The organism is Mycobacterium europaeum, from assembly GCF_002102155.1.
GTDB lineage: Bacteria > Actinomycetota > Actinomycetes > Mycobacteriales > Mycobacteriaceae > Mycobacterium > Mycobacterium europaeum.
This window is the reverse complement of sequence record NZ_LQOU01000039.1, coordinates 107,487-126,203: the sequence shown is the minus strand read 5'-3', so window position 1 is coordinate 126,203 and position 18,717 is coordinate 107,487. Positions and strand designations below refer to the sequence as shown.

The following is an 18,717-nucleotide window of genomic DNA, read 5'->3' as shown; positions in this document are numbered from 1 at the left end:
TGGCATCCTCTTATCCCATGGCGCATTTCGGGGACTACCAGAACGAGATCTACCTGCGCGGCCTGGGCGGCGTGGTGCCGCCCCTGCCGATGGCCTTCGCCGAGCTGGAGGCCAAGGCGGCCACCGCGCTGCCGCCGTCGGTCTGGTCGTACGTGGCCGGCGGGGCCGGCGACGAGCGCACCCAGCGCGCCAACTGCGAGGCCTTCGACCGGTGGGGGCTGATGCCGCGCATGTTCGTCGGCGCCGCCCAGCGCGACCTGTCGGTCGAGCTCTTCGGGATGACCCTGCCGGCGCCGGTGTTCATGGCGCCCATCGGCGTCATCGGCATCTGCGCCCAGGACGGCCACGGCGACCTGGCCACCGCGCGGGCGGCCGCGGCCACCGGCGTCCCGATGGTCGCCTCCACGCTGACCGTCGACCCGATGGAAGACGTCGCCGCCGCCCTGGGCGACACCCCGGGCTTCTTCCAGCTCTATACGCCCAACGACCGCGAGCTGGCCGCCAGCCTGGTGCGGCGCGCGGAGGCGGCCGGCTTCAAGGGCATCGTGGTCACGCTGGACACCTGGGTGACGGGCTGGCGCCCCCGCGACCTGAGCACGTCGAACTTCCCGCAGCTGCGCGGGCACTGCCTGGCCAACTACACCAGCGACCCGGTCTTTCGCGCCGGCCTGGCCCGCCCGCCCGAGGAGGACCCCCAGGGCGCGGTGCTGCGCTGGGTGCAGGTCTTCGGCCACGCCCTGAGCTGGGACGACCTGCCGTGGCTGCGGTCGCTCACCGACTTGCCGCTGCTCGTCAAAGGCATCTGCCATCCCGACGACGCCCGGCGCGCGAGGGACGGCGGCGTCGACGGCATCTACTGCTCCAACCACGGCGGCCGGCAGGCCAACGGCGGGCTGCCCGCCCTCGATTGCCTGCCGGGGGTGGTGGAGGCGGCCGACGGCCTTCCCGTCCTGTTCGACTCCGGGGTCCGCAGCGGCGCCGACATCATCAAGGCGCTCGCGCTGGGCGCCACCGCGGTCGGCATCGGCCGCCCGTACGCGTACGGCCTGGCCCTCGGCGGGGTCGACGGCATCGTGCACGTGCTGCGGATGATGCTCGCCGAAGCCGACCTCATCATGGCCGTCGACGGGTATCCCACCCGCCAAGATCTCACCCCGGACACGCTTCGGCGCGTCGACTGACCGCGGCGCGCCGGTGTCTGCGAGCGTGGGGGAGTGCCGTACAGCGAACCGATCCTCGAGGAGTTCGACGAGTACCTGGCGCTGCAATGCGGGCGCTCGGCGCACACCCGTCGGGCCTACCTCGGCGACCTGCGCGCGCTGCTGACGTTCCTCGACGACCGCGGCGCCGGGCTGGACACCCTGAGCCTGCCGCTGCTGCGAGCGTGGCTGTCGTGCGCGGCCGCGGCCGGCGCGGCGCGCACGACGCTGGCGCGTCGCACCTCGGCGGTCAAGGCGTTCACCGCGTGGGCGGTGCGGCGCGGCCTGCTGGCCGGGGACCCCGCCGTCCGGCTGCAGGTGCCGAAGGCGCACCGCACCCTGCCGGCGGTGCTGCGCCGAGACCAGGCGCTCGACGCGATGGCTGCCGCGAAATCTGGTGCCCAACAAGGGGATCCGATGGCGTTGCGGGACCGGCTGATCGTCGAGATGTTGTATGCCACCGGAATCCGGGTGAGCGAGCTGTGCGGCCTGGACGTCGACGACGTGGACACCGGGCATCGGCTGGTCCGCGTGCTGGGCAAGGGCAACAAGCAGCGCACCGTGCCGTTCGGGACGCCGGCCGCCGAGGCGCTGCGCGCCTGGCTGGACGAGGGACGGCCCGCCCTGGTGACCGCGGCGTCGGGCCCGGCGCTGCTGCTGGGTGCGCGCGGGCGACGCCTCGACGTGCGCCAGGCCCGCACCGTCGTGCACCAGACGGTCGCCGCGGTGGACGGCGCGCCCGACATGGGGCCGCACGGGCTGCGGCACAGTGCTGCGACGCACCTGCTCGAAGGCGGGGCCGACCTGCGGGTGGTGCAGGAGCTGCTCGGCCACTCCAGCCTGGCGACCACCCAGCTCTACACCCATGTCGCCGTCTCCCGGTTGCGGGCGGTGCACGATCAGGCCCACCCGCGGGCGTGAGTGTGCGTCGACGGCGCTGAGTGTGCGGTGACGGCGGGAAATCCGCGAAAGCCGCGCCCAGGGCGCACACGGGAAGCCCTGAGCGCACACGCAAAAAGCCGCGTGCACACACGCAAAAAGCCATGTGCACACACGCAAAAAGCCGTGAGGCGCGCTCACCCGTGCAGCGGTTTGAGCCGGATCGGCGTCGACTTCACCAGCCCCAGCGGATCGACATAGTGGGCGCCGGACGCCGGGCCCCACATCGCGCCCCAGTGCAGGCACGCCGCGGCCCGGCAGCCCGCATGCCCGGCTTGCAACGCGCCGATGACCGTCTGGGCCGTCACCGCCTGGCCCGTGCGCACCGCGGCCCGGACCGGCTCGTAGCTGGTGTGCAGCCCGCCGGGATGGGCCAGGGACACCACCGGCCGTCCCGCCAGCTGCCCGGCGAACACCACGGTGGCGGCGCCCGCGGCGTACACCGGCTGACCGGGGGCGCCGGGCAGGTCCACCCCGCGATGCCCGGGCTTCCAGTCCGGTGACGGGGCGTCGAATCCCCGCTGTACGGCCGGCGGCGGGCGCAACGGCCAGTCCAGGCGCACGTCGTCCGCGGCCGCGGGCGCCGCACCGAGCAGCGTCGCGCATACCGCCAGCCAGAGGGCCCGTCGCATCCGCTCAGTTCACTGCGCCGCCGACGCCGGCACCACTCAGGCCCGCCGGTGCTGTGCAAAACCACCTGCTGAGTCGGTGTAAACTCCTGGTCGCAGCTCGTTCGCGGGCTGACTTCGCGCGTCCGCCCCGCGTCTCCCGTTCCACTAGGAGTTCGCACCGCGTGCCGGGCGGTCCCCGCCAGGGCTTTTCCTGACGGGGTCCGGCATCGCAGCAGGCGCCAGGGCCCGGCCTCACCCGATGCCGGGCGACAACCGACACGAGTAAGGCACCACCATGGCCGTCGTAACCATGAAGCAGCTGCTGGACAGCGGCACCCACTTCGGGCACCAGACCCGTCGCTGGAATCCCAAGATGAAGCGGTTCATCTTCACCGACCGCAACGGCATCTACATCATCGACCTGCAGCAGACGCTGACCTTCATCGACAAGGCATACGAGTTCGTCAAGGAAACCGTCGCCCACGGCGGGTCGGTGCTGTTCGTCGGCACCAAGAAGCAGGCGCAGGAATCGGTGGCCGCCGAGGCGACCCGCGTCGGCATGCCGTACGTGAACCAGCGCTGGCTGGGCGGGATGCTCACCAACTTCTCCACCGTGCACAAGCGGCTGCAGCGCCTCAAGGAGCTCGAGGCGATGGAGCAGACCGGCGGCTTCGAGGGCCGCACCAAGAAAGAGATCTTGATGCTGACCCGGGAGAAGAACAAGCTGGAGCGCAGCCTGGGCGGTATCCGCGACATGGCCAAGGTGCCGTCGGCGATCTGGGTCGTCGACACCAACAAGGAGCACATCGCCGTCGGCGAGGCCCGCAAGCTGGGTATCCCGGTGATCGCGATCCTGGACACCAACTGCGACCCCGACGAGGTCGACTACCCGATCCCCGGCAACGACGACGCGATCCGCTCGGCCGCGCTGCTGACCAAGGTGATCGCCTCCGCGGTCGCCGAGGGCCTGCAGGCGCGCGCCGGAGTCGGCCGGGGCGACGGCAAGCCCGAGGTGGAGGCTGCCGAGCCGCTGCCCGAATGGGAGCAGGAACTGCTGGCCTCCGCTGCTGCCACCGGCGCCCCCACCGAAGCCGCTGCGGGCGCACCCGAACCAACCACGGAAGGCTGATATGGCCAACTTCACCGCCGCCGACGTCAAGAAGCTTCGGGAGCTCACCGGCGCCGGCATGCTCGACTGCAAGAACGCGCTGGCTGAGAGCGACGGCGACTTCGACAAGGCCGTCGAGGCGCTGCGCATCAAGGGCGCCAAGGACGTCGGCAAGCGCGCCGAGCGCGCCACGGCCGAGGGCCTGGTCGCGGCCAAGGGCGGCGCGCTGATCGAGCTGAACTCCGAGACCGACTTCGTCGCCAAGAACGCCGAGTTCCAGGCGCTGGCCGACCAGGTCGTCGACGCCGCGCTGGCCGCCAAGGCCACCGATGTCGAGACCCTCAAGGCGGCTCCGATTTCTTCAGGATCGGCGACTAAGACGGTCGAGCAGGCCATCGCCGACCTGTCGGCCAAGATCGGCGAGAAGCTGGAACTGCGCCGCGTGCAGTACTTCGACGGCACCGTTGAGGCCTACCTGCACAAGCGGGCCGCCGACCTGCCGCCCGCCGTCGGAGTGCTCGTTGAGTTCACCGGCGAGGACAAAGACGCCGCCCACACGGTCGCGCTGCAGATCGCCGCGCTCAAGGCGCGGTTCCTGTCGCGTGACGACGTCCCCGAGGACGTCGTGGCCAGCGAGCGCCGCATCGCCGAGGAGACCGCCAAGGCCGAGGGCAAGCCCGAGCAGGCGCTGCCCAAGATCGTCGAGGGGCGGCTGAACGGATTCTTCAAGGACGCGGTGCTGCTGGAGCAGCCGTCGGTGTCCGACAGCAAGAAGACGGTCAAGGCCCTCCTGGACGACGCCGGCGTCACGGTGACGCGGTTCGTTCGCTTCGAGGTGGGCCAGGCTTAACCCGCGGGACCGGGCGCGTTAGCGTCGACACATGCGACACGTGCACGCGTTCGGCGACGACGCGCTCGGTGATCTGGACGCGGTGGGCCTCGCCCACGCCATCCAGGCCGGCTGGGTGAGCAGGGCGGAGGTCGTCGAGGCCGCCATCGCCCGCACCGAGGCCGTCGACCCGATCCTCAACGGCCTGGCCTACGCGGCGTTCCAGCAGGCGAGGTCCGCCGCCCCGGCGACCGGCTTCTTTGACGGCGTCCCGACGTTTCTCAAGGACAACGTCGACATCGCCGGCCAGCCGACGATGCACGGCACCGACGCGTGGACGCCGTCGAATGCCACCTCCGACGGCGAATTCACCCGGCTGTTTCTGGCCACCGGGCTGGCCCCCGTGGGCAAGACGCAGTTGTCGGAATTCGGGTTCAGCGCGTCGGCCGAACACCCGCGGCTGGGGCCGGTCCGCAACCCGTGGAACACCGACTACAGCGCCGGCGCATCCTCGTCGGGCTCGGGTGCGTTCGTTGCCGCCGGCGTGGTGCCGATCGCCCACGCCAACGACGGCGGCGGCTCCATCCGCATCCCTGCCGCCTGCAACGGGCTCGTCGGGCTGAAGCCGTCGCGCGGGCGACTGCCGCTGGACGCCCATTTGCGCCGGATGCCGGTGGGCATCGTCGCCAACGGTGTGGTGACCCGTTCGGTGCGTGACACCGCGGCGTTCTACCGGGAGGCCGAACGCATCTGGCGTAACCCGAAACTGGCGCCTGTCGGCGACGTCACCGGCCCCGGCAGGCAGCGGCTGCGGATCGCCGTACTGACCCGCTCGGTGCAACGCGACTGCAGCCCCCAGGTACGCGAGCTGACGCTGAAGTCCGCCGGTCTTCTCGAGGAGTTGGGCCACCGCGTCGAATACCTCGATGAGCCCCCGGTGCCGGCCAGCTTCGTCGACGATTTCGTCCTCTACTGGGGATTTCTCGCGCTGGCCCAGGTGCGCAGCGGGCGGCACATGTTCGGCAAGACGTTCGACCGCGGCCGGCTGGACAGCCTGACGCTGGGTCTGGAGCGAAACACCGCCCGCAACATGCACCGACTGCCGCTGGCCATCATGCGGTTGCGCCGAATCCGCAGACGTACCGCGGAATTCTTCGGCACCTACGACGTCGTGCTCACCCCGACGCTGGCCGACGAGACGCCCCGCATCGGGTATCTGGCACCCACCGACTACCACCAGGTCATCGAGCGGCTGATCGACTGGGTGTCCTTCACCCCGCTGCAGAACGTCACCGGGGAGCCGGCGATCTCGCTCCCGCTGGCCCAGTCCGCCGACGGCATGCCGGTGGGCATGATGTTCTCGGCCGCCGTCGGGCAGGAGGCGCTGTTGCTCGAGTTGGCCTACGAACTCGAAGAGGCCCGGCCCTGGGCCAAGATCCACACCTCGACCTAGTCGGACCCGAGCTTGTCGAGCATCCGCTTGAACTCGCGCTGCTGAGGTTCGGTCAGCTTGGCCAGGATGCGGGCATCGGCGGTTCGCACCGCGCCTTCCGCGCGCTTCAACAGGGCCCGGCCCTGCCCGGTCAGCGTGGCGGGTAGCGCGCGGCCGCTGGACACCGACGTCGGGCGCGCCACGGCGCCAATGTCTTCCAGCTTGCGCAGCACGGTGTTCATCGCCTGTGGTGTGACGCCCGCCTGCCGGGACAGTTCGGCGCTCGACGTGCCGGGAAACATGGAAAGCATACGCAGGCAGACGAATTCGGGCAGCGTCAGACCGAGCGGGCCCAACACGGCGGACACCTCCGGTCGCAGCAGGCTCGCTACCCGGTAGAGCAGGTAACCGAGCGGGGCGTCTTCGGCCAGAACCATGTCAACGATATTGACATATTTCGGCGGTCCGGACGTGGATTCGGCGCCGCGAAGTCGTGATTGCCGGCCCGTCAAGGGGGTAACCGACCACCGGTGGGCGGCCCCCCATCGCGCGGGTTTGATCAGGAGGTTTTTCCATGCCGAAGACGACGAAGGGCGGCAAGCCGAAGAAGGACGAACTGCCGAGCACGTTGCAGCGTTCCAGCGCCAAGGCGCAACGCACGTTCGCGAAGACGCACGATGCGGCCGCAGACGAATACGGCAGCGAAGAGCGCGCCCACCGGGTGGCGTATTCGGCCCTCAAGCACAGTTTCGAAAAAGTCGGCGACCATTGGGAACCCAAGGAGGAGAAGGGTCCGTCCGACGAGCGCGCCACGAGCGGCGGCCCACAAGCCTCCGGGGCGACCGCCGAGGGCGTGGACGCCAACGCGAGCAAGAAACACCTGCTTGACCTGGCCCGTCGGCTCGACGTCCGGGGCCGCTCGACGATGAGCAAGCCGGAGTTGGTCGACGCGATCGTGAAGCACAACCGGCGGGTCCGTGGCCGCTGAGCATCGCACCGGCGGTCCCGCCGATGTGACCCAGTCGGCACCCGGTGGCCTCGTTTAGACCCGTGGCCACCGGGCATCCCGACAGCCATGGTTGCGTCCACCACCCCTAGTCAGCTGCGCCAGTGCCTAAACGATGTGGACTTTCCGGCCAACAAGCAGGATCTGCTTGACGCCGCCGGTCGCAATGGCTGCAACGACGACACGATCCGCGCCCTGCGGGGCATTCCCCCCGAGACCTACAACAACGCCGCCCAGGTCGCCGCGTCGGTCACGATCACCGACGAACACGACGTCCAAGACGGCGACAAGGCCGCGGCGCGTCGCTCCCACACCAAACCCGGGCTCGCCGAAAACGGTAAGGACATCCCCGTCCAGAGCCCGATCGTCGACGAGCTGGGCGAGAACAGGGGTTCCTGAGCCCGGCGCGTTGCGCGCCCGCGGCCGAGCCCGGCAGGCCAATCCCCTTGCCGGACAACCCGTTGGGGCCCGTCGACAACTTGCCGACGGCCGCATGCCAGGGCGGATGGTCACCCTGGGGCGGCACCCGGTGCTACCGCGTCTGCCCGCCGGATCCCGCCAACCCGGCGGTTCCGCTCGGCTGGACGCCCCGGCATGGCGTGCCCGTTCCGGCCGTGACCGGGCGCCCGGGCGGCTCACAGCACCGGTCGCCCTCCCGTCACCGCGACCCGTGCGCCGGAGATATAGCTCGCGTCGTCGGAGGCCAACAGTACATAGATGGGGGCGAGTTCGGCCGGCTGACCGGCGCGCCCCAGCGGCACGTTCTCCCCGAAGGATTCGACGCTGTCGGGCGGCATGGTTGAGGGAATCAGTGGCGTCCATATCGGGCCGGGCGCCACGCTGTTGACCCGGATTCCCTTCTCGCCGAGCAGTTGTGCCAGGCTGGCCGAGAAATTCGCGATGGCGGCCTTGGTGGCCGCGTAGGGTGCCAGCGTGAGGTTGGGCGTATCGGAGTTGACCGAGGAACCGCCGATGATCGACGCCCCCTCGCTCATGTACGGGGCCGCCGCCTTGGCGAGGTAGAAGTACGCGCCGACATTGAGCCGAAACGTGTAATCCCATTCCTCGTCGCTGATTTCGTCGAGGCTCTTGTGCATCATCTGGTACGCGGCGTTGTTGACCAGAATGTCGATGCCGCCGAATTCTTCGACGGCCCGGTTGACGACGGCGCGGCAATGCGCCGGCTGGGAGAGGTCGCCGGGGACCAGCACGCATTTGCGCCCGGCGTCCTCCACGTGGCGGGCGACGTCACGGGCGTCGTCGTCCTCGTTGAGACAGGAGATCAGCACGTCGGCCCCTTCGCGGGCGAAAGCGATCGCGACCGCGCGACCGATGCCGCTGTCGCCGCCGGTGACGATGGCCCCTTTGCCGGCGAGCTTTCCCGAGCCGCGATAAGTGTTTTCCCCGCAGTCGGGAATCGGCTTCATCCGAGTCTGCACGCCTGGGATGTCTTGTTGCTCAGGGGCAAAACCCATCCGATTTCTCTTTCGTGATCGAAGGTCCGCCATGCACTGGTGCGGACAAGCGGCTCTAGGATTTCCGCGGTACCGGGCCGGCGGTCGGGATGTCGCCGTCGTCGTCGGCCGGCGGCTCGGGATCACGCCATTCCTCGGCGCGACTGGGGCGGTTACCGCGTAGCGTGCCGTCCAACTCGTGTTTGAGTTCGTCGTCCTCGCGCGAGCTGTGCTTCGAACTTCCGCGTTCCATGGACGGCCCTTTCCTCATCGGCTGCTTCGTCTGGCTCCGACTACCCGCCACCACGGTGGCTAATCGCCCGCTGGCGCCGCCGCGGAGCGGGGGCATATCAGTGATACGACGTGAATAGCGATACAGATGTTAAGAACTGATACGAAAGGTGCTGTCCGGCAAAAAAATCCGTTCCGGCAGTAAGCGCCGCCTATTTCGCAATTTCGGCGCGCGGACATGTTTAAAGCGGATGACAAATGGCTATTGGCGGCATATGTGCGTATTGCCCTTCTGGGGGGCGATTGTTCAACACGAAAGGAATGAACAATGAAGGTCACCAAGACGGCCGTCAAGACAGCCGCCGCAGCCGGGGGCATAGCGGTGGCGAGTATCTTCGCCGCGACGCCGGCTTCGGCCGCGCCGCCGCCCAACATTCAGGGCTTCGGCACCAGCGAAAAACTCGTCGACGGGCCGCTGATCACGGACTACACGGTGAGCAACCTGGAGCCCAGCACCGCCGCGATTCCCGGCTACACGCCCAAGGGGACGCTCTACCAGGCTGACATCACCGCGCGGTCGGACGGCGGGGTCGTCACCCCGATGGTCAACGACTTCATCGCCCGCGGCCCCAATGGCCAGAACTACCGGGTGATCGACAAGGTGGGGGTCCCCAACGGCCTCAACCCGGCGCCGATCCCGCAGGGCAGCGAGTCGACCGGCACGCTGTACTTCGACGTGACGGGTGCGCCGCCGAACGGCGTGGTCTACAACGACGGAATGCAAGACATTCTGATCTGGACCTCGAACGTGCAGGGTGGCTCGGCGCCCGGCGCTCCCAACGCCAGCCCGGCACCGGGCGCTCCGCCGGCCCCGGCCCACACGTAGTCCGGCTTGCGGAATCTCCCCGCGTCGCGTGCGACGCGGGGAGATTCCGTTTTTATGGCCGTGTTGCATCGTGCGGGCATCAATCGGGTACCCGGCAACCATGAGTAACCCGGATCACAGGCCAGCTGACATTCGCGAACAGGCGCAGGTCCATGCCGAGCGGGCGCGGGCCACGATGGAGGAGCGGCGCAGCGATCAGGGCGGCGGATTGAGCGGTTGGGTCGCCGAGCGCGCCGGCAAGTGGGATCTCAGCGGGCAGGACGAGACCACCCTGCAACGACAGAAGTATCTCTGGAACGTGCTGGTGGACTACTGGTTTCGCATGGAGATCGACGGCTGGGAGAACGTCCCGCCGCCGCCGGCGCTGCTGGTCGGTATCCACTCCGGCGCTCCGTTCGTCTGGGACGCCTGGACCGTCGGTCTGCAGTGGTGGCGGCGCTTCGGTCAGGAACGCCCGCTCCACGGCACGGCGCATGACGCGTTGATGGCGATCCCGGTGATCGGGCGGTACTTCCGGTCCATGGGCGTCCTTCCGGCCGCCCCGGATGCGATCGCCACCGCCCTGGCCGAGGGGCGTGACGTCGCGCTGTGGCCAGGCGGGGAGGTGGACTCGCTGCGTCCGTGGACCGAGCGCGACCAGGCCAACCTGGCGGGTCGAAAAGGGTTCGTGAAGATGGCGATCCGGGCGGGCGTCCCCGTGGTGCCGATCGCCACGGTGGGCGGTGCCGACGCCATGCCCGTGCTGATTCGCGGTGACAAGCTGTCGAAGGCCTTGCAGCTGGACCGGCTGTTGCGCCTCAAGGTGTTCCCGCTGGCGATCTCACTGCCGTGGGGGATAGCGCCGGCGGCGCTTCCCCAGCTGCCGCTGCCGGCCAAGATCAGGACCCGGTTCATGCCGGCGGTGGAACTCGACCACGATCCCGCGCGCGCGGAGGACGAGGCCTACATCGACCGCAAGTACCGCGAGATCCAGGACTCCATCCAGCAAGGCATGGATGCGCTGGCCCGTAAGCGAGCCTTCCCACTGTTCGGCTGATGAGTGCGAAAGTCTCTGTCCTGCAACATCACTCGATTTCGCAGAATCAGTGCGGCACCGGGTTCGAAGCGGAGTCCGTCCACATCGGTGTCAGCGGCGATTCAGTGACGATCCACTCCGGATATGGTGGGGTGGCCGCCCTATAGCCGACGCCCCGGACGGTGTCGACCATCGACTGATGGCGGGGCCCGAGCTTGGCGCGCAGCCGGCGGACGTGGACGTCGACCGAACGGACTCGACCATTGCTGTCATAGCCCCACGCCTCGTGCATCAGTCGGGTCCGGGTAAAGGGCCGGCCGGCGTGCTGCACAAGGAAACTCAGCAGCTTGAACTCGGTCAGTGTCAAACCCAGATCCTTGCCCTCCAGCAACCCGGTGAAGCTGGTCGGGTGCAAGAGCAGGGCCCCGAATCGCAGGCTGCCGTCGATTGCGCTGCGCCGCTGGGCAATTGCGCGCCGCAGCCGCTCCTGCACCTCGTCGGCGTCGGCGCCGCACGCCATGACGTCGTCAACGACCAAGTCGCCGCCTACCGACGCTCGGTCGGCCCCTTCCACCAGGGCCAGCACCGCGGTGGCGGGTGCTGCGGTGGTGAGCCGACGGCAGGCCTCCCGGGCGGCCGCGGGGTCGCCACGCGCATCGACGATCGCGACGTCACCGGAATCGTCGGGTGCGCCGCGGTCACCGGTGAGGGGCGCGCGCCGAGTGATTCGCGCGAACGACGGCAGGGGCGGGAGGGCCCGATCGAAGTCGTCCGCGTCGGTCAGCAATAGAACGTCCAACGGCATCTCCCGAACACTTCGCGTGGTTCTGGCCCCGGCCCCGCAGGCATCTCGCGAAAGAGATGTCTGCCGACGCGCAGCGATGATTACCCGCTCAGCGCGAGCTTAAGCAAACTGCTTCGACGAGGTGGCGGAGCGCGTCGGCCCGGCTAACTCGGCGTGAGTGCCCTGACCGGAAAAAGTCGATGGGTCCGGTCCGTTTGCACGGACCGGACCCATCCTTCCAGCAAGCTACTGATTGGCCTTCTGGCGCTGCTCAGCGGCCTCGGCGCCGCCCCGCGCCGCCTCGGCTTCGGCTTCCTTCTTCGCCGCGTCGCGCTGCGCCTCAGCCTTGTCCTGCTGCGCCTGGCCCTCGCGGGTCAGGTCGTCGCGACCCGTCACCGCACCAACGGCCTCCTTGGCCTTGCCTTTGACGTCCTCGACGACGCCCTTGACAGCTTCAGCAGGTCCCGAGTTGTTGTCCGCCATGGGTCAGTTCCTCCTCGTAGGCGTACCTTGAGCGATCGCTCAATGCCGATCGCCGGGGCGATCGGTCCGGTCACACGGCGGATTGGTCCTTATTCTCAAGACCGTGAATTCCCGCCGCCGATGGTGCGGATTCCCCCTGTCGGCCACCGCTCAAACATTGGCTCGCCGAGGGCGGCGGAACCGACGCGGCCGTCGGCTCACCTGGGCCGATCGACTCGAAAAGCCGTCCGCATCGCCAACTCTGCGCATAATGCACCCCGCCGAGGCCTCGTTGTGCTGCGATGAGGCAGGATGTGAAATGCCGTTCCGGATGAGATCACGCCGGGATGGCACTCTCATGCGAGGAGCCTGATGACGGAGTCCAGCGAGCCCCAAGCCGCCGGCGCGGCGGCTCCGAAGACGGAGGACATGGCACCGGAGAACGGATCGGCTGCCGGGCAGGCGCGAACGCGGCCGAAGTACTCCCGGGTGCTGCTCAAGCTCGGCGGCGAGATGTTCGGCGGCGGCCAGGTCGGCCTGGATCCCGACGTCGTGGCGCGGGTGGCCCGCCAGATAGCCGAGGTGGTTCGCGACGGCGTCCAGGTCGCCGTCGTGATCGGCGGCGGCAACTTCTTCCGCGGCGCGCAGCTGCAGCAGCGCGGCATGGAACGCACCCGTTCGGACTACATGGGCATGCTCGGCACGGTCATGAACAGCCTTGCGCTGCAAGACTTCCTGGAGAAGGAAGGCATCGTGACCCGGGTGCAGACCGCGATCACCATGGGTCAGGTCGCCGAGCCGTACCTGCCCCTGCGCGCCGTGCGCCACCTGGAGAAGGGCCGGGTGGTGATCTTCGGGGCCGGCATGGGACTGCCGTACTTCTCCACCGACACCACGGCCGCGCAGCGGGCGCTGGAGATCGGCGCGGAGGTGGTCTTGATGGCCAAGGCGGTCGACGGGGTGTTTTCCGCGGATCCTCGGCAGAACCCGCACGCCGAGCTCATCGCCGCGATCAGCCACCGCGAGGTCATCGACCGGGGCCTGCGAGTGGCCGATGCCACGGCGTTCAGCCTGTGCATGGACAATGGCATGCCGATCCTGGTGTTCAACCTGCTGACCAATGGCAATATCGCCCGCGCGGTCGCCGGTGAGAAAATCGGGACACTGGTCACCACCTGAGGGGAAGAACGAATCATGATCCGCGCTGGCGACGATGCGCAACGCAGTGACGAAGAGGAGCGGCGCAATGATTGACGAGGCTATCTTCGACGCCGAAGAGAAGATGGAGAAGGCCGTGGCGGTGGCCCGTGACGACCTGTCAACCATCCGGACCGGCCGCGCCAACCCCGGCATGTTCTCCCGCATCGTCATCGACTACTACGGCGCTACCACCCCCATCACGCAGCTGGCCAGCATCAACGTGCCCGAGGCGCGGCTCGTCGTCATCAAGCCCTACGAGGCCGGTCAGCTCGGCGCGATCGAAACGGCGATCCGCAACTCCGACCTGGGCGTCAACCCGACCAACGACGGCACCCTCATCCGGGTGGCGGTGCCGCAGCTCACCGAGGAGCGGCGCCGGGAGTTGGTCAAACAGGCCAAGGGCAAGGGGGAAGACGCCAAGGTGTCGGTGCGCAACATCCGCCGCAAGGCGATGGAGGAGTTGCACCGCATCCGCAAGGACGGCGAAGCCGGCGAGGACGAGGTCGGCCGTGCCGAAAAAGACCTGGACAAGACCACCCACCAGTACATCACCCAGATCGAAGACCTGGTCAAGCACAAAGAAGGCGAGCTGCTGGAGGTCTAGCGGCCGTCCAGCAGCTGAGTTCACCCAGGTCCGTGGCTAATACCGGCGCAGCCAGCCCGCCCGACGAGCCGCCGCGGGAGGCCACCGACGCCGCGCAGCAGCCCGCCAAGAAGACGTCCCGCGCGGGACGCGACCTGCGCGCCGCCATCGCGGTGGGTGCGGGGATCGGCGGCGTGCTGATCGTGACGCTGGTGTTCGCGCCGCGTTACTGGGTTCCCATCGTCGCGCTCGCCATCTTCGTGGCCACCCTCGAGGTGGCGCGCCGCCTGCGGGAGGCCGGATACGTCATCCCGCTCATCCCGTTGCTGATCGGCGGCCAGGTCACGATCTGGCTGACGTGGCCCTTCCACGCCGCCGGAGCCCTGGCCGGGTTCGGCGCCACCGTGGTGGTCTGCAACGTGTGGCGGCTGTTCATGCAGGACAACAGCAAGCGGCCCGAGCCGTTCGCCGGTTCGCCGTCGGCGAATTATCTGCGTGACGCGTCGGCGACCGTGTTCTTGGCCGCGTGGGTGCCGCTGTTCGCCTCGTTCGGCGCCCTGCTGGTCTACCCGAAGGACGGCGCGGGCCGGGTGTTCTGCCTGATGGTCACCGTCGTCGCCTCCGACGTCGGCGGCTACGCGGTGGGCGTCCTGCTCGGCAAGCACCCGATGGTTCCCGCGATCAGCCCGAAGAAGTCCTGGGAGGGTTTCGCGGGCTCGCTCTTCTTCGGCATCACCGCGGCGATCCTGACGGCCACGTTCCTGGCCGGCAAACCGCCCTGGATCGGCGCGTTGCTGGGCGTCGTCCTGGTGCTCACCTGCACGCTGGGCGACCTGGTCGAATCCCAGATCAAGCGTGATCTGGGCATCAAGGACATGGGCCGCCTGCTGCCCGGCCACGGCGGTCTGATGGATCGGCTCGACGGCGTGCTGCCGTCGGCGGTCGCCGCGTGGACGGTGCTGACGCTGGTCCCCTGACGGAGGACCGATACTGGACTGGTCATGGTCCAACAACTCGTTTTCACCGAACCCCGCCCCGGCAGGCCGCCGCGGCATTTCGCCGACCTCGACGCGGAAGGCCGCGCGTCGGCCGTCGCCGAGTTGGGCCTGCCGGCGTTCCGCGCCAAGCAGCTCGCGCATCAGTACTACGGCCGCCTGATCGCCGACCCCCGCGAGATGACCGACCTGCCGGCCGCCGTGCGGGACCGGGTCGCCGAGGCGATGTTCCCGCGACTGCTCACCGCGGCCGCCGAAGTCACCTGTGACGCCGGGCAGACCCGCAAGACGTTGTGGCGCGGCACCGACGGGACGACGTTCGAGTCGGTGCTGATGCGCTACCCGCAGCGCAACACCGTGTGCATCTCGTCGCAGGCCGGCTGCGGCATGGCCTGCCCGTTCTGTGCGACGGGGCAGGGGGGACTGACACGCAACCTGTCGACCGCGGAGATCCTCGAGCAAGTCCGTTCGGCTGCCGCCGCCCTGCGCGACGACTTCGGCGATCGGCTCTCCAACATCGTGTTCATGGGCATGGGCGAGCCGCTGGCCAACTACGCCAGGGTGGTCGCCGCGGTGCGTCGCATCACCGAACCGCCACCCCACGGCTTCGGGATTTCGGCCCGCTCGGTCACGGTGTCGACCGTCGGCCTGGCCCCGGCCATCCGCAAACTGGCCGACGAACGGCTCGGGGTCACGCTGGCGCTGTCGCTGCACGCGCCGGACGACGAACTGCGCGACACGCTCGTGCCGGTCAACAACCGGTGGAAGATCACCGAGGCGCTTGAGGCCGCCCGCTACTACGCCGACGTCACCGGTCGCCGCGTATCGGTGGAGTACGCGTTGATCCGCGACGTCAACGACCAGCCGTGGCGCGCCGATCTGCTCGGCAAGCGCCTGCATCGGGCGCTCGGCCCGCTGGTGCACGTCAACCTGATTCCGCTCAACCCCACGCCGGGCAGCGAGTGGGACGCCAGCCCCAAGCCGGTGGAGCGGGAGTTCGTCCGGCGGGTCCGCGCCCAAGGGGTCTCGTGCACGGTCCGCGATACGCGCGGACGCGAGATCAGCGCCGCCTGCGGACAGCTGGCCTTCGAAAAGACGTAGCAGGCGGGTAGCCGGCTACCTGATCCAGCCGCGCCGGCGGCCCCACAGGTCGCGGACCAGAACGACGAGCACCAGCGCGGCGAACCCGATGAGGTACCAGTTCTCGACGTGGCCGACGTGGTTGCCGCGCAGCATCGCCAGCAGGAATCCGAAGACGACCAGACCGGTGATGTGCCAGGTGCGGTGATTGATCCTGCTCCAACCCCACGCCGCCGACGGCACCTCGACGGTGTCGACACCGGTGAACTGCTCCACCTCGGTACTGGCCACGGTTGATCCCTTTCGTCGCTTCTGCAGCGATTCTGGCATACCCGCGGCGCGGTCCCGCAGCCATTGCGGGGTCCGATGGCGGGGCACAATGGGTGAGTGACAAACGCGACACCCGAAGGCCGCCTGCGCGTGCTGGTGCTGGGCAGCACCGGCTCCATCGGCACCCAGGCGCTGGAGGTGATAGCGGCCCACCCCGACCGCTTCGAGGTGGTCGGCCTGGCCGCGGGGGGCGCGAACCTGGACACCTTGCTGCGTCAGCGCGCCGACACCGGTGTCACCAACATCGCCGTCGCCGACGAACGCGCGGCGCAGATCGCCGACGTCCCCTACCGCGGTCCCGACGCGGTGACCCGGCTGGTCGAGGACACCGACGCAGACGTGGTGCTCAACGCGCTGGTGGGCGCCCTGGGGCTGCGACCGACGCTGGCCGCGCTGGAATCGGGCGCCCGGTTGGCGCTGGCCAACAAGGAGTCGCTGGTCGCCGGTGGTCCGCTGGTGCTGCGCGCGGCGCGCCCGGGGCAGATCGTGCCGGTCGACTCCGAACACTCCGCGCTGGCCCAGTGCCTGCGCGGCGGCGCCCCCGAGGAAGTCGCCAAGCTGGTGCTGACCGCCTCCGGCGGGCCGTTTCGCGGCTGGACCGCCGCGCAGCTCGAGGGCGTCACCCCGGAACAGGCCGGCGCCCACCCGACCTGGTCGATGGGGCCGATGAACACGCTGAACTCGGCCTCGCTGGTCAACAAGGGGCTCGAACTCATCGAAACGCACCTGCTGTTCGGCGTCGCGTATGACCGCATCGAGGTCGTCGTGCACCCGCAGTCGATTGTTCACTCGATGGTCACGTTCGTGGACGGCTCGACCATCGCCCAGGCCAGCCCGCCGGACATGAAGCTGCCCATCTCGCTGGCCCTGGGCTGGCCTCACCGGGTCCCCGGGGTGGCCGCGTCCTGCGACTTCAGCACCGCCTCCAGCTGGGAGTTCGAACCGCTGGACAGCGAGGTTTTCCCCGCCGTCGAACTGGCCCGGTACGCCGGCCAGACCGGCGGCTGCATGACCGCCGTGTACAACGCGGCCAACGAAGAGGCGGCCGCGGCGTTCCTGGAAGGCCGGGTGGGATTCCCCGTCATCGTGGAATCCATCGCCGACGTGCTGCACGCCGCAGACCAATGGGCGCATTCACCCGCTAACGTGGATGAGGTACTGGACGCGCAGCGCTGGGCGCGGGAGCGGGCGCGACGCGCCGTCGCACACGCACGGCCCGCCGAGGCCTCCGTCAACGCCTCCGGAATGGTGTGAGAAAGGTCCTGCAGCGGAGATGATGTTCGTTATCGGCATTGTGCTGTTCGCCCTCGCCATCCTGGTGTCGGTGGCGTTGCACGAGTGCGGTCACATGTGGGTCGCCCGTGCCACGGGCATGAAGGTGCGCCGCTACTTCGTCGGGTTCGGGCCCACGCTGTGGTCGACGCGCCGCGGTGAGACCGAGTACGGCCTCAAGGCGGTGCCGCTGGGCGGCTTCTGCGACATCGCCGGGATGACCTCGGTCGAGGAGTTGGCTTCCGACGAGACCGACCGGGCTATGTACAAGCAGGACGCGTGGAAGCGCGTCGCGGTGCTGTTCGCCGGCCCGGCCATGAACTTCGTCATCTGCCTGGTGCTGCTCTATGGCATCGCACTGGTCTGGGGATTGCCCAACCTGCACCCGCCCACCAAGGCGGTGATCGGTGAAACGGCTTGCGTCGCACCCGAAGTCGCACCGGGCAAGATCGCCGACTGCACCGGTCCCGGCCCGGCGGCGCTGGCCGGAATCCGCGCCGGCGACGTCGTGGTCAAAGTCGGCGACACCCCGGTGTCCACGTTCGACGACATGGCCGCCGCGGTCCGCAAGATGCACGGCACCGTTCCGGTCGTCGTCGAGCGCGACGGCACGACGATCACCACCTACGTCGACGTCACGCCCACCCAGCGCTACCTGACCAACGGGACCAATGGCCCCGGCGGTCAGGCGGCGCCCTCGACGGTCGGCGCCATCGGCGTCGCCGGCGTCAGGCTCGCGCCCGTGCACTACGGCGTGTTCTCGGCGGTGCCGGCCACCTTCGCGTTCACCGCCGACCTGACCGGAGAGGTGGGCAAGGCGCTGGTCACCATCCCCACCAAGGTGGGTGCGCTGGTGCACGCCATCGGTGGTGGGCAGCGCGATCCGCAGACCCCGATGAGCGTGGTCGGCGCCAGCATCATCGGCGGCGACACCGTCGACCATGGGCTGTGGGTGGCGTTCTGGTTCTTCCTGGCCCAGCTGAACCTCATCCTGGGCGCGATCAACCTGGTCCCGCTGCTGCCGTTCGACGGCGGCCACATCGCCATCGCGGTGTTCGAGAAGATGCGCAACCTGGTCCGGTCGGCCCGCGGCATGGTCGCGGCCGCGCCGGTGAACTACCTCAAGCTGATGCCCGCCACCTACGTGGTGCTGGTGTTCGTGGTCGGCTACATGTTGCTGACCGTGACCGCCGATCTGGTCAATCCGATCAGGCTCTTCCAATAATCGACCAAAGGACTAGAACAGTGACCCGCGCCCGCGACGATGCAGTGGGGGCACCCCCAGCCGCGAAGCGGCGAGG

Annotated in this window: 21 protein-coding genes and 1 pseudogene; 15 read left to right on the top strand and 7 right to left on the bottom strand. The window is 69.1% G+C overall.

Translation table 11 applies throughout. The features are described 5' to 3' along the window. Positions 1 to 17 precede the first annotated feature (17 nt). Entirely contained in the window at positions 18 to 1,181 is a 1,164-nt protein-coding gene (locus tag AWC03_RS18235) for a lactate 2-monooxygenase (protein WP_085242121.1), read from the top strand. A 33-nt stretch (positions 1,182 to 1,214) separates the two neighbouring features. Continuing rightward, complete coding sequence (locus AWC03_RS18230) at positions 1,215 to 2,120, top strand: tyrosine recombinase XerC (RefSeq protein ID WP_085242120.1); 906 nt, start codon at positions 1,215 to 1,217, stop codon at positions 2,118 to 2,120. Between the two features lie 164 nt (positions 2,121 to 2,284). On the opposite strand, the pseudogene AWC03_RS18225 reads toward AWC03_RS18230, so the two are convergent. Then, positions 2,285 to 2,770: pseudogene (locus tag AWC03_RS18225) on the bottom strand (M23 family metallopeptidase); the annotation flags it as partial. 274 nt (positions 2,771 to 3,044) lie between these two features. On the opposite strand from AWC03_RS18225, the gene rpsB reads away from it, so the two are divergent. From rpsB to AWC03_RS18205, 3 genes are read left to right on the top strand one after another with little or no spacing between them, the layout of a single operon-like run. Further along, positions 3,045 to 3,878: a 30S ribosomal protein S2 gene (gene rpsB, locus AWC03_RS18215; RefSeq protein WP_085242118.1), complete on the top strand. Its 834-nt coding sequence runs from the start codon at positions 3,045 to 3,047 to the stop codon at positions 3,876 to 3,878. A gap of 1 nt (position 3,879) precedes the next feature. Next, positions 3,880 to 4,707, top strand: coding sequence for a translation elongation factor Ts (gene tsf, locus AWC03_RS18210; protein WP_085242117.1), 828 nt, complete (start codon positions 3,880 to 3,882; stop codon positions 4,705 to 4,707). 31 nt (positions 4,708 to 4,738) lie between these two features. Further along, positions 4,739 to 6,139 (top strand): amidase, encoded by a 1,401-nt coding sequence (locus tag AWC03_RS18205; RefSeq protein ID WP_085242116.1) that lies wholly within the window; start codon positions 4,739 to 4,741, stop codon positions 6,137 to 6,139. Here AWC03_RS18205 and AWC03_RS18200 read toward each other — a convergent pair. Next, positions 6,136 to 6,555 (bottom strand): MarR family winged helix-turn-helix transcriptional regulator, encoded by a 420-nt coding sequence (locus AWC03_RS18200; RefSeq protein WP_068053011.1) that lies wholly within the window; start codon positions 6,553 to 6,555, stop codon positions 6,136 to 6,138. The genes AWC03_RS18205 and AWC03_RS18200 overlap by 4 nt on opposite strands. Before the next feature lie 137 nt (positions 6,556 to 6,692). Between AWC03_RS18200 and AWC03_RS18195 the strand changes: the two genes are divergently transcribed. After that, positions 6,693 to 7,106: a ChaB family protein gene (locus AWC03_RS18195; RefSeq protein WP_085242115.1), complete on the top strand. Its 414-nt coding sequence runs from the start codon at positions 6,693 to 6,695 to the stop codon at positions 7,104 to 7,106. An 87-nt stretch (positions 7,107 to 7,193) separates the two neighbouring features. Then, on the top strand, positions 7,194 to 7,523 hold the full coding sequence (locus AWC03_RS18190; protein WP_085242114.1) for a DUF2795 domain-containing protein: 330 nt from the start codon (positions 7,194 to 7,196) through the stop codon (positions 7,521 to 7,523). Between the two features lie 236 nt (positions 7,524 to 7,759). On the opposite strand, the gene AWC03_RS18185 is transcribed toward AWC03_RS18190, so the two are convergent. Both AWC03_RS18185 and AWC03_RS27510 read right to left on the bottom strand, forming a co-directional pair. Next, positions 7,760 to 8,599, bottom strand: coding sequence for an SDR family oxidoreductase (locus AWC03_RS18185; RefSeq protein WP_085242113.1), 840 nt, complete (start codon positions 8,597 to 8,599; stop codon positions 7,760 to 7,762). Positions 8,600 to 8,654: 55 nt separating this feature from the next. Beyond that, positions 8,655 to 8,831 carry a hypothetical protein gene (locus AWC03_RS27510; RefSeq protein ID WP_169716535.1) on the bottom strand — a complete coding sequence of 59 codons (177 nt, stop codon included), beginning with the start codon at positions 8,829 to 8,831 and terminating at the stop codon, positions 8,655 to 8,657. A 306-nt stretch (positions 8,832 to 9,137) separates the two neighbouring features. On the opposite strand from AWC03_RS27510, the gene AWC03_RS18180 reads away from it, so the two are divergent. Next, complete coding sequence (locus tag AWC03_RS18180) at positions 9,138 to 9,695, top strand: MPT63 family protein (protein WP_085242112.1); 558 nt, start codon at positions 9,138 to 9,140, stop codon at positions 9,693 to 9,695. A gap of 100 nt (positions 9,696 to 9,795) precedes the next feature. Further along, positions 9,796 to 10,731, top strand: coding sequence for a lysophospholipid acyltransferase family protein (locus AWC03_RS18175; RefSeq protein WP_085242111.1), 936 nt, complete (start codon positions 9,796 to 9,798; stop codon positions 10,729 to 10,731). Positions 10,732 to 10,777: 46 nt separating this feature from the next. On the opposite strand, the gene AWC03_RS18170 is transcribed toward AWC03_RS18175, so the two are convergent. Both AWC03_RS18170 and mbp1 read right to left on the bottom strand, forming a co-directional pair. After that, complete coding sequence (locus AWC03_RS18170; protein ID WP_085242110.1) at positions 10,778 to 11,515, bottom strand: response regulator transcription factor; 738 nt, start codon at positions 11,513 to 11,515, stop codon at positions 10,778 to 10,780. Positions 11,516 to 11,740: 225 nt separating this feature from the next. Continuing rightward, complete coding sequence (mbp1, locus tag AWC03_RS18165) at positions 11,741 to 11,977, bottom strand: microaggregate-binding protein 1 (RefSeq protein ID WP_085242109.1); 237 nt, start codon at positions 11,975 to 11,977, stop codon at positions 11,741 to 11,743. A gap of 351 nt (positions 11,978 to 12,328) precedes the next feature. Here mbp1 and pyrH point away from each other — a divergent pair, with 351 nt between their 5' ends. The 4 genes from pyrH (at position 12,329) to rlmN (ending at position 15,835) form a co-directional block, all read left to right on the top strand. Continuing rightward, on the top strand, positions 12,329 to 13,135 hold the full coding sequence (pyrH, locus tag AWC03_RS18160) for a UMP kinase (protein ID WP_085242108.1): 807 nt from the start codon (positions 12,329 to 12,331) through the stop codon (positions 13,133 to 13,135). Positions 13,136 to 13,202: 67 nt separating this feature from the next. After that, positions 13,203 to 13,760: a ribosome recycling factor gene (gene frr / locus AWC03_RS18155; RefSeq protein WP_085242107.1), complete on the top strand. Its 558-nt coding sequence runs from the start codon at positions 13,203 to 13,205 to the stop codon at positions 13,758 to 13,760. A gap of 32 nt (positions 13,761 to 13,792) precedes the next feature. Next, complete coding sequence (locus AWC03_RS18150) at positions 13,793 to 14,716, top strand: phosphatidate cytidylyltransferase (protein ID WP_085242106.1); 924 nt, start codon at positions 13,793 to 13,795, stop codon at positions 14,714 to 14,716. A 24-nt stretch (positions 14,717 to 14,740) separates the two neighbouring features. Then, on the top strand, positions 14,741 to 15,835 hold the full coding sequence (gene rlmN, locus AWC03_RS18145; protein ID WP_085242105.1) for a dual-specificity RNA methyltransferase RlmN: 1,095 nt from the start codon (positions 14,741 to 14,743) through the stop codon (positions 15,833 to 15,835). Between the two features lie 15 nt (positions 15,836 to 15,850). Here rlmN and AWC03_RS18140 read toward each other — a convergent pair whose 3' ends face one another. Further along, positions 15,851 to 16,105, bottom strand: coding sequence for a DUF2631 domain-containing protein (locus tag AWC03_RS18140; protein ID WP_085242141.1), 255 nt, complete (start codon positions 16,103 to 16,105; stop codon positions 15,851 to 15,853). Between the two features lie 96 nt (positions 16,106 to 16,201). Between AWC03_RS18140 and dxr the strand changes: the two genes are divergently transcribed. Continuing rightward, positions 16,202 to 17,398: a 1-deoxy-D-xylulose-5-phosphate reductoisomerase gene (dxr, locus tag AWC03_RS18135; protein WP_085242104.1), complete on the top strand. Its 1,197-nt coding sequence runs from the start codon at positions 16,202 to 16,204 to the stop codon at positions 17,396 to 17,398. Between the two features lie 19 nt (positions 17,399 to 17,417). Then, positions 17,418 to 18,641, top strand: coding sequence for a M50 family metallopeptidase (locus AWC03_RS18130; protein WP_085242103.1), 1,224 nt, complete (start codon positions 17,418 to 17,420; stop codon positions 18,639 to 18,641). Positions 18,642 to 18,717 lie beyond the last annotated feature (76 nt).

Bases quoted from the DNA above. Each gene is read 5' to 3' on its own strand.
- AWC03_RS18235 (WP_085242121.1), top strand. From the start codon at position 18: ATGGCGCATTTCGGGGACTACCAGAACGAGATCTACCTGCGCGGCCTG.
- rpsB (WP_085242118.1), top strand. From the start codon at position 3,045: ATGGCCGTCGTAACCATGAAGCAGCTGCTGGACAGCGGCACCCACTTC.
- tsf (WP_085242117.1), top strand. From the start codon at position 3,880: ATGGCCAACTTCACCGCCGCCGACGTCAAGAAGCTTCGGGAGCTCACC.
- AWC03_RS18205 (WP_085242116.1), top strand. From the start codon at position 4,739: ATGCGACACGTGCACGCGTTCGGCGACGACGCGCTCGGTGATCTGGAC.
- AWC03_RS18200 (WP_068053011.1), bottom strand. From the start codon at position 6,555: ATGGTTCTGGCCGAAGACGCCCCGCTCGGTTACCTGCTCTACCGGGTA.
- AWC03_RS18195 (WP_085242115.1), top strand. From the start codon at position 6,693: ATGCCGAAGACGACGAAGGGCGGCAAGCCGAAGAAGGACGAACTGCCG.
- AWC03_RS18190 (WP_085242114.1), top strand. From the start codon at position 7,194: ATGGTTGCGTCCACCACCCCTAGTCAGCTGCGCCAGTGCCTAAACGAT.
- AWC03_RS18185 (WP_085242113.1), bottom strand. From the start codon at position 8,599: ATGGGTTTTGCCCCTGAGCAACAAGACATCCCAGGCGTGCAGACTCGG.
- AWC03_RS27510 (WP_169716535.1), bottom strand. From the start codon at position 8,831: ATGGAACGCGGAAGTTCGAAGCACAGCTCGCGCGAGGACGACGAACTC.
- AWC03_RS18180 (WP_085242112.1), top strand. From the start codon at position 9,138: ATGAAGGTCACCAAGACGGCCGTCAAGACAGCCGCCGCAGCCGGGGGC.
- AWC03_RS18175 (WP_085242111.1), top strand. From the start codon at position 9,796: ATGAGTAACCCGGATCACAGGCCAGCTGACATTCGCGAACAGGCGCAG.
- AWC03_RS18170 (WP_085242110.1), bottom strand. From the start codon at position 11,515: ATGCCGTTGGACGTTCTATTGCTGACCGACGCGGACGACTTCGATCGG.
- mbp1 (WP_085242109.1), bottom strand. From the start codon at position 11,977: ATGGCGGACAACAACTCGGGACCTGCTGAAGCTGTCAAGGGCGTCGTC.
- pyrH (WP_085242108.1), top strand. From the start codon at position 12,329: ATGACGGAGTCCAGCGAGCCCCAAGCCGCCGGCGCGGCGGCTCCGAAG.
- frr (WP_085242107.1), top strand. From the start codon at position 13,203: ATGATTGACGAGGCTATCTTCGACGCCGAAGAGAAGATGGAGAAGGCC.
- rlmN (WP_085242105.1), top strand. From the start codon at position 14,741: ATGGTCCAACAACTCGTTTTCACCGAACCCCGCCCCGGCAGGCCGCCG.
- AWC03_RS18130 (WP_085242103.1), top strand. From the start codon at position 17,418: ATGATGTTCGTTATCGGCATTGTGCTGTTCGCCCTCGCCATCCTGGTG.